Source organism: Aquabacterium sp. A08 (assembly GCF_011742065.1).
On the sequence record NZ_JAAQQT010000595.1, the window covers coordinates 1 to 8,720 of the forward strand.

10 protein-coding genes are annotated in these 8,720 nt (G+C 60.6%); 2 read left to right on the forward strand and 8 right to left on the reverse strand.

The window, feature by feature from the left end; translation table 11 throughout:
* Position 1 precedes the first annotated feature (1 nt).
* The 8 genes from HA630_RS08400 to HA630_RS08435 all read right to left on the reverse strand — a co-directional run bounded on the left by HA630_RS08400 (position 2) and on the right by HA630_RS08435 (position 5,942).
* The gene (locus tag HA630_RS08400) at positions 2-1,060 is read right to left on the reverse strand and encodes a type II toxin-antitoxin system HipA family toxin (protein WP_166833977.1); all 1,059 of its coding nucleotides are present in this window, start codon (positions 1,058-1,060) and stop codon (positions 2-4) included.
* A gap of 284 nt (positions 1,061-1,344) precedes the next feature.
* Positions 1,345-1,668: a helix-turn-helix domain-containing protein gene (locus HA630_RS08405; protein ID WP_166833975.1), complete on the reverse strand. Its 324-nt coding sequence runs from the start codon at positions 1,666-1,668 to the stop codon at positions 1,345-1,347.
* 415 nt (positions 1,669-2,083) lie between these two features.
* Positions 2,084-2,425 (reverse strand): DNA-binding transcriptional regulator, encoded by a 342-nt coding sequence (locus HA630_RS08410; RefSeq protein WP_166833973.1) that lies wholly within the window; start codon positions 2,423-2,425, stop codon positions 2,084-2,086.
* Positions 2,415-2,792 (reverse strand): type II toxin-antitoxin system RelE/ParE family toxin, encoded by a 378-nt coding sequence (locus tag HA630_RS08415; protein ID WP_166833971.1) that lies wholly within the window; start codon positions 2,790-2,792, stop codon positions 2,415-2,417. Before HA630_RS08415 ends, HA630_RS08410 begins: the two co-directional genes overlap by 11 nt.
* A gap of 187 nt (positions 2,793-2,979) precedes the next feature.
* The gene (locus HA630_RS08420) at positions 2,980-3,645 is read right to left on the reverse strand and encodes a nucleotidyl transferase AbiEii/AbiGii toxin family protein (RefSeq protein WP_166833969.1); all 666 of its coding nucleotides are present in this window, start codon (positions 3,643-3,645) and stop codon (positions 2,980-2,982) included.
* Positions 3,642-4,124 carry a helix-turn-helix transcriptional regulator gene (locus HA630_RS08425; RefSeq protein WP_166833967.1) on the reverse strand — a complete coding sequence of 161 codons (483 nt, stop codon included), beginning with the start codon at positions 4,122-4,124 and terminating at the stop codon, positions 3,642-3,644. Before HA630_RS08425 ends, HA630_RS08420 begins: the two co-directional genes overlap by 4 nt.
* Before the next feature lie 160 nt (positions 4,125-4,284).
* Positions 4,285-5,604 carry a type II toxin-antitoxin system HipA family toxin gene (locus HA630_RS08430; RefSeq protein ID WP_166833965.1) on the reverse strand — a complete coding sequence of 440 codons (1,320 nt, stop codon included), beginning with the start codon at positions 5,602-5,604 and terminating at the stop codon, positions 4,285-4,287.
* On the reverse strand, positions 5,601-5,942 hold the full coding sequence (locus HA630_RS08435; RefSeq protein WP_166833964.1) for a helix-turn-helix domain-containing protein: 342 nt from the start codon (positions 5,940-5,942) through the stop codon (positions 5,601-5,603). Before HA630_RS08435 ends, HA630_RS08430 begins: the two co-directional genes overlap by 4 nt.
* Before the next feature lie 748 nt (positions 5,943-6,690).
* Here HA630_RS08435 and HA630_RS08440 point away from each other — a divergent pair.
* Positions 6,691-7,131: a DUF2703 domain-containing protein gene (locus tag HA630_RS08440; RefSeq protein WP_166834083.1), complete on the forward strand. Its 441-nt coding sequence runs from the start codon at positions 6,691-6,693 to the stop codon at positions 7,129-7,131.
* 175 nt (positions 7,132-7,306) lie between these two features.
* Complete coding sequence (locus tag HA630_RS08445; RefSeq protein WP_166834085.1) at positions 7,307-8,563, forward strand: sensor domain-containing diguanylate cyclase; 1,257 nt, start codon at positions 7,307-7,309, stop codon at positions 8,561-8,563.
* The last annotated feature ends 157 nt before the right edge of the window (positions 8,564-8,720 follow it).

The window sequence follows — 8,720 nt, forward strand, 5'->3', positions numbered from 1 at the left end:
CTCACGCCCGCAACATGTGGCGTGCCTGCTGGACATGCACGTTGTTCAGAACCGGCTCCAGCCTAGCGATGTCGGCTCGGCTCATGTTCACGGAGAAATCCCGAGCGCGGTTTTGCCACAGCTGGAGGCAGTTGAGCTGATGGCGCAGTGCAACCCGTGCCTCCTGGTGCCCCAGTTCGAAGGCACTCGCCGCTTGCATCAAGGCTTGCACAGAGCCGCCGGGAGAAGGGGTTGCGTTGTGGCCGATTGACTCGGGCGTGGGAGGGTCCAGGCTGGGCGTCAGACCGCCAGCCGGGGCCAGCCGCCAGCGGTTGTGTCCGACATGAAGGAATCCCACCTTGCGCAGATCGGCATCGGCGTGGTTGATCAGCAGGTCGAAAAGCAGGCGGCGCCAAAGCTCGCGGGCATCGTCGGGGTAGTCTGCACAGTGGATACGCATCGCATCCAGCAGATCGAAACAGCTCATGCCATCGCCCGGCGCGGCTTGCAGCAAGGTATAGGCCGACTGGTAGGGGATGCGTGCACCGTCTGGGCGGCGGTCAAACCGTTCGACCAGCACGATCGGCTCTGACACGGGATGCTTGAGCCTGTGGTCGGCCACCCGTATGCCTGCAGTCCTGGCCAACTGGGCGGTGAGCACTTCCAGCCGGGTAATGGGAAATGTATCCCGATGACTGGGGAACTTGGCGACAGCCAGCTGGCCGTTGTCTTGGAACCAGCTGCATTTGGGCCGTTCACCCCCTAGGGCGGTGGCACTGTAGAGCAACCACAACAACTGGCACAGGTCTTCTTCTTGTCGCTCGAAGGCCTGGATCGCGACGGCGATGCTTTTCAAGCCCAAGTCCCACGGCACCAAAAACCGCTCGCGCTCCAAATTGACACGAGGTGAACCTGCCGGACGAAGCCTCAGGGCTCCCAGCCGGACGCTGTCCAGCACGACCGACAGCGCATCCATGGGGCTGGGCTCGTGCCCGGCAGGAGCAAAAGCGTCCAGCAATCCGCGCGCCTGCGCCCTCCTGAAAACCTTCAAGCCAAAGCCCTGGGCTTGCGTATCCGCCATGGCCCCAAAAACATTGCGGCCATCGCCTCCGGCTGGCTGGGTCCACTGGGTCGACCGTGTCCACCGCAGGTCCGCAGACGCCGAGTAGCCACCGGGCCTCTGGAGCCAACTGTTCATGTACCGAAATGACGAGCAAGGCCCGCCGCGTGTGGTGTGCAGGCACAACTCGCCCAATGACCGGCCTTCGTGACCGATGGAGACGGCCAGACGATTGGCGATGCGGGGGCCACAGGGACCGGTGGGCAAAAACGGGCCCAAGTCTGCAGAGTGCTCGGTGGCGTGCATCACAACTCGCCCTCCTCTTGTCGGGACTGGCGCACGCGCTTGGGCAGGCGTTTGTCCTGGAGCATCAGGCCGATGCGGTCGGTCGGGGTGTCGAGGAGTCCATTGGCGCACTGGATTTCGCCCATGACAAAAAGGACGCTGATGAGGTGCTGCAGCGCGGTGCCGGGGTCACCTTTCTCCAGGCGGCGAACGGTGCTGACCGAAGCGCCTATCTGCTCGGCCAGGTCGGCTTGGCTCCAGTGACGTCGGCGGCGTGCCCGGCCTATGTTGGTGCCCAGTTGCTTGAGCGTGCGCTGGACGGGGGGGGCAAGGGGTGGGGGCATGGTGGTCTCCGTGTCAATCATTGACCAGATTGAAACGTCACGACTCCGCCCTCAGCGCCCCAACCCACCCCACAAGATCACAAAACCATGGCCCAAATTTGAATGACGAGACCGTGTGAACCATCAAATCTGAAGGGTCACATGCCCAGTGCGTTGTCGATGGCACACGCAGTCGGTGCAAGCAACCACTTGGTCAGAGCCTGTGGCGGCGAGTCGTCTGATCTGAGACCGGGCAGGTACCGGCAAGAGCCAATGTGTCCGATCCTCCAGGTCGGTTGAGCGGAACGCATCGGGAACAGACATTGACAGCCGCACCTGACGGTCAAGGCCTGCACGACACGCCGGTCATTGCCCTGCGGTGGCTTCGACAGATCCAATATCCCTGATGGTGTGCAACCGGCCACCGGCACTCGATTTACAGCACGGCCTCCAAGCCCTTGCGCTCTAGCAGGTTGAGCAGCTTGAGTGATGGTCCACTGGGGTGTTTGTCACCCAATTCCCACTTGCGCACCGTGGACGGACTGGTGTTGAGCACCGAAGCCAGCACGGTCTGGCTGAGCTTCAAGTGCTCACGCAAGTTGCGAATGCGTTGGCTGTCGTAATGCGGGATTGGCTCTAGGCACAGGGCTTCCAGTTTTTGCTGCTTTCGCTTGTCAATGAAACCCAGCCGATCCAAGTCGGATGCGGTCTCGTGCACGGCCTCTAGAATCCGACTTTTGACTGGAACCTTGACCTGGGTCTTGGCTTTAGTGTCCATGGCAAATCTCCTGCAAGCTGCCGTCTTCCACGGCGGTGTTCAATTGGATAGCGGTCAGTCCCAGCAAAGAACCCGCCAGGGTCTGCAGCGCTTCCAATTCGGTGGACGTGATGTTGGCGCGCTCGTTCTTCTCAAAGCCGTAGACAAAGAACCAACGGCTGCCTTTGCGGGTGGCCACCAACGTGCGGGCACCGCCACGCTTGCCCCGACCGGGCAACGCCACGCGCTTCTTGACCACGTCGCCGCCCAGTTCGGCGTCGATCAACCCAGCCACCATTTCGTTGACTGCAGCACACAGTGAAGCATCGGTCAGGTCTGACTTTCTCAACCATCGGCTGAAATGGCGAGTTTTGAAGACGCGTCGCATTCAATAATTGTGCCACTTGGTGGCATACATTTCAATCCTTGATCGATGCGAATATTGCTTTGCGGCGTCCACCGCCCTACGCTGAACAGAACTCATGGACCCAGTCGGGAACGAGATGGGTCTTGGTGCAGCTGGGTAGCCATCAACGCATCTACGGAAGTGCCGATCGCGAATATCTCTTTCCAGCTCAAAGCGACCTCAGAAACTCCCCCGCCATCCGCTGTGCCTGATCGTACGTCACCCGGAAGTCCAGGCGGTCGATCGCATCGAACTGCAGCTTCAACACTGCCTTGCGCTGCTCAAGCTGGCTGAGAAACGCCTCGCGGTGGCGGACCAGATATTTCCTGGCACTTTCCAGTGCATGGGGCTCACGTTCAATCACCAAAGCCAAGTCAAACAGGTCTCGCGCCGCTGCGCGATCCCCGCGGTGCCAGAGTTTCTTGGCCACGATTTCCGCAGAGGTCTCCACCCTCACCCGCCGCCCTAGCAACCGCCACAGCTCGAACGGCTCTGCGGTCAGGTTCGGCGAGGCCACAAAGTCAATCTCGCCCTCGGGCCGCAGCAGCTTGATGTACCCTGGTCCTTCGACATAGTCCTGCGTCACGGACTCGGCCACATCACTCAAGCGCGGAGAGACGAAACCCAGATACTGCGGATCGGGCACGAAAATGTCGATGTCCTTGCTGACCCGATGGCGGTGTCGAAGCATCAGCACAGTGCCACCACCAAACGTCCAGACAGGATCGCTGATGCCGTGCTGGGTGATTTCGTCGATCAGGGCATAGGCATGGCGCAGCAGGTCCTGCCAAATGCCTGGTGGCAAGTTGGAGGGCGTTTGCTCACCGGCACTCATGCCCACACCGCCCTTGGCGATTGCAAGTCATGGGCCCACTGCAGCAGATGTTTCCACAGCGTCTTTGCGGGGCAATGGGTGTGGCGTGCGATTTCTTCCACGGCACCCACGATGAGTGGCAACGGTGCTTCATCGAGCAGAGTGGCTACCTGGGGCGTGATGTTGGCCGGCAGTTGCCCCTCCACCAGCGCAGCGGCCAACGCCTCGGGTGTCAGCACGTCTTTGTAGCTCACGCTGGCCGTGCGGCTGGCCAGAGCCAAAGCGTTATCCCGCTTCGGACGTTCTGCGGCATCCATCGTCAGCCCCAGCAGGTCCAGCAGTGCGATGAGCTTGGCGGCACCCAGGTCAACGATCGTGCCGGTTTCCAGTTGGTTGATCGTCGCGCGCGACAAGCTGCTGAGCCGGGCAAGCCTGGCCTGTGACAGGCCCAGGAGCTGACGACGCTGTTTGACGAGTTGGCCTATAGACAGCAAGTTCATGGGCGAATTGGAGCACAGGCAAGATTTTAATGTCAAACATATTCGACATATTTTATAAGACCATGATCATTCAAAAGTGCCTCGGCCCTATCGCGCCCTGGGCAACTCGGCCTCGCGCACCCTTGCCGACTGCTGCAAAACGGTTGCCGGGCAGCGTGTTTTATCCGGCTCGATGGCTTTGGGCTATGGCAGACTTCCGCCTGCGTGAGGGGCTGGAAATCCCCTCGGCTTCCCGCAAGACCGACTCGCTGCTGTCAGAGAGTTGCTCGCTGAGCGCAAAGGCGCTGCGCACCCCCGAGATCGCCTCGGGCGTGACGCCTGCAGCCGCCAGATCACGCTCCCAGCGCTGGGCCACCCGGCCTGCGGCCTGGATCAGCCACTGGGCGGCCTCTGTGGCAGATGCATAGCCCATGCGCAAAGAGGCCTCCAGCAGTCGCTCGACGCTCACGGCCGTACCGCCGCGGATCTCGACCCCCATGCTGAGGGAGCCCCGGTAGCCGACCAGTGGTGTGATGTCGAAGGCTGGGGCCAGGCGCCAAGCCTCCTTGACTCGGTAGAAGGCATGGTTGCGCGGGTGGTCGTCACCGTTGCCGACCAGGGCGTTGAAGCACATGCGGCGCCATAGCTCTCGGATGTCGTTCTGCACATCGTCGCTGTGACGCGACCAGGTCCTGAGCTTGTCGGCCAGTGCCAGGTACGAGCGCGATGGGGCTCCAGCGACAGTGCCGGGCTGCAGTTGCAGCGCCGTGTGAGCGGAGGCATACAGGCGCTTGCAGGGCGCCTTGGGGTCGCCGTGTCGGTCAAAGCGCTGCACCAGGAGGACGGCCACATCGGCGACGGTCTCAAGACGAATGTCCGGGACGGTGATGTCGCACTCGCCCGCCAGGGTCATGCAGACGAATTCCTTCGCCGGCAAAAACGGCATGTCATTGCGGGCCTGCATCTTGGCGATCCAAAGGCGGCCATCGAACTCAACCGTGGCCTTGGGCCTGTCACCACCCGCGCTGGTGGCCATATCGCCCAGCATGTCCTTGATCGCCCTCGCTCTGGGCTGGCCAGCCTCCAGTTGTTCGATGTGGTACTTCAGAGCGTCGAGGCTGTGCGCCTGACTGCGAAGCTTTCTGTCTATGTCGGCGCAGGCCGCAACAGCCCCCGCTGCGTCCCCTGCGCCCAGTTCCAGAAGCTCGATCCGGGTCAGCGTCCTGTCTCGACCATGGAGGTTCTGCAAAAGGTCTTCGCCGTACCCGGCGGGGCAAGCGTCCATGACCACGCCTGGAATGCCCTCTGGAGCGTTCACAGGAACGCCATGGGCGCCCGCCATCCTCAGTGACACCGGATCCAGAGGCGTGGCCTTGGGATGCACCCTGAAGTCCGTGGAGTACAGGAAGCGCCCCCTATGGGACCCTTCGATTCGCAGCTCTCCAGCCAGGATGGGTTCGGTCTCTTCGGGCATCCACACCCAGACGGGGACCGAATTCATCGGGAACTCCCGCGCATCAGATCCCCACGGACAGTGGACGAGGCGGTGGTGGAGCCCATGAGCTTGGTGACCCCCGCCTCTGTGACCATTTCATCGCGGGCAGGGTCCAGCAGGGAATCCACCTGGCCGAGCAGCTGCAGGACATCCAGCAACCGGAAGACATTTCCGATGGACGCACCGGGGTGACCGCCCTCGATGCCCACCACAGTAGAGAGTCCAACGCCCGCGGCTGCAGCCAACTCCGGCTGGGTGTAGCCCCGTGCTTTGCGAGCGATGGCGATGCGGCGACCCAGGTCGAGCATGGCTTGCTCTACGGAAAGGGGGTAAGGCGTGCGCATGATTATGTTATTGGAACACATACCAACAGAAAATGCTCCAAAAACAACATTTATCAACCAACATCCTCTTCGACAGTCTTGCTGGCGGTGCACTCAGCGCGGTACCGCTCTGTGAAGAAGATAAAAGGGCACGTCAAAAGTCGTCGGCCGGAGCCCCCAGCTGCGCGGCCACGTCAGCTTGGCCCCATGGACGTCGGCGGCAAGCACTGCATGTGTGGATACCCAGTTGTCCGAGCGCGCGATGGACGGGCGGCGCATGGGATGAGGGCCTGGTGGACTCCGCACCGAAACGCTCACCAGATTGCATATTCGGAGCACCGCCTTCAGCACACCAACCAACACGATCACGAGAACCATGACGCAGATCTGATCGACAGGACAGCGTGAATGATCAAATCTGAACCCTTGCACGCCGAGTAAGCAATCCAGTACGAACACGCATCGTGCAAGATGCCAAGCGGACTCTGCTGCGCCGGCAACGTCATCCTGACCTTCGCCAACCGACGGCTTCAAGTTTGGTGCTTGGCGCGATGGCGACTGGTGGCGGCGGGAACTCCAGCCGCCGAGCGACGCGAAGCCGAGGATCTCGCGTGCCCCCTCTGCCACATAGCCGATGCTGCCGCGCGCGCGCTTGATTTAGGTCAGTTGCTTCGGAAGACGCGCGTGTATCCTCTCTGGGATGCTTCGTCTTCGCGCACATCCCGTCCGTGATCGGGGCAATCTGAGCCACGACTACCGAGGAGTTCGCATGAAGCCCCTGCCCATTCTCTGGAAGCGACTCGTTGATAGAGGCGAGACCTGTCCACGCTGTGGCTCGACCGAGCGCAACGTGGCGGCCGCCGTAGCTAAGCTCGAATCAGCACTGCAGCCGCTGGGGATCTTCCCCATGCTGGAAACTCGGGCCATCGACGACGAAACCTTTCGCGCGGCGCCGGCCGAGTCCAACCGTATCTGGATCGGTGGCAAGCCAATGGAGGAATGGCTGGGCGCGCAGGCGGGCAACAGCCAGTGCTGCGAAGTCTGCGGCGACCTGCCTTGCCGCACGATGGAACTCCATGGCAGGACCTATGAGGCCATCCCGGAGGACCTGATCGTTAAGGCAGCCATGATCGCGGCATCGGAACTGATCACCCCTGGTGCCACCACATCCGCATCCTCGTCATGCTCGACGAGTTGTGGCTGCAGTTGACTCAGCGCACGCCAAGCATCCCCGCCAGTGAACAAGGTCGAGCGATCTCATTCGCAGTGCCCTAGATCGCTCGGCCAAGAGCATTTTGGAGACGGCGGAGCCTACATAAAACGCTGTCTATTCAGGAAACCGTTGCTCGACAAAATGGACTTGCAAGCCTAAAGTGGATCTCCCTATGGAAGGAACCATCTTGGATGATTCAATCACCGATGCACGGCCCACGTCCGAGATCACAGGGGTGGTTTACCAGTTGATTCGAGAAAACCGAGCCATCTTGTCATCCCTGAGCAGCGCAGAGCATGACCTGAAGAAACTCAAGCTGGAACTGGACATGGCCCTTGATGGGCAACTTCAACTGTCCATCAAATTGGCGGACGCCGACAAAGAGATTCAACGCCTGACCATCGGTTTGATCTCAGCTCAACAACAGGCTGCCCCCTCGGCCTCGAGTCTTATTCAAAGCCCTGGACAGGCGTCGATGATCAAGCTGTCCATGGAGCATTTCCAGCAGCTCTTTGAATGCAGCAGCGAAGCTTTTCTGCTGATAGACGGCGAACGCCTGACCTTATGCAACGAGGCGGCTTCTAGCCTTTTTGGGATGGCAGACCGGTCCCGCATCCAGGGACAAACGCTGGTGACGTTATCTCCTTCTCATCAACCAGGGGGCATCCCTTCGGAAGAGTTGGCAAAGAAGCATGCTGAGGCAGCTCAGCAATTGGGGAATGTGAACTTCGACTGGGTCTTCCGTCGTCAGGACAGCCACGCAGACGTTCCATGCGAAGTGATTCTGACGGCCCTTCCCATGGATAACGGCAAGGCGCTCTTGGCCTCTGTAAGAGACGCGACAGAGCGACAGCTGCATGCGCAGCAAATGCAAGATATGGCTTTCTTTGACTCCCTGACAGGCCTGCCGAACAGGCGCCTACTGGTAGACCGCATCGCACAAGCACTGACGCAGTCTCAGCGCAGCGGGCACTATGGAGCACTGATGTTTTTGGACCTGGATAACTTCAAGTCACTCAACGACCGGTACGGTCATGCGTTTGGCGACGAGGTGCTGCGCCAGACCGCCACACGCATTCAGCATTGCTTGCGTGCAACAGACACCGTGTCCCGTCAGGGAGGGGATGAGTTTGTGGTGGTGATCGTCGATCTGGGAGAAGACCTCCCCTCATCCCAACAGCAGGGACAACATGTCGCAGAGAAAATTCGACTCGCACTGGAGACACCGTTTGAACACCCCGTCAGCGTGACGGGCTTGACGGACGATACGGCTCCAACACGTTACACCGCCAGCTTGGGTCTGGTCGTCTTCAAAGGCCAGCAAGAGGTATCTAACGTCCTTGAGACGGCCGACAGCGCCATGTACCGCGCCAAGACAGCAGGCGGCAATCGCATCGAAACTGCGCTACCTCTGGGCGAGTTATCCTGAGGCAATGCCGAACCCAGAGGACCTACCCACACATTGTGTCGAGGTGCACGTCGCACATATCGACCAGTTGTTCAACGCGATCGATCCTTCTCCATTCCACAACCGGGATCTGGATGCTGACGCCGACGACTACATCGTCAAATACGCCAAAGAACTG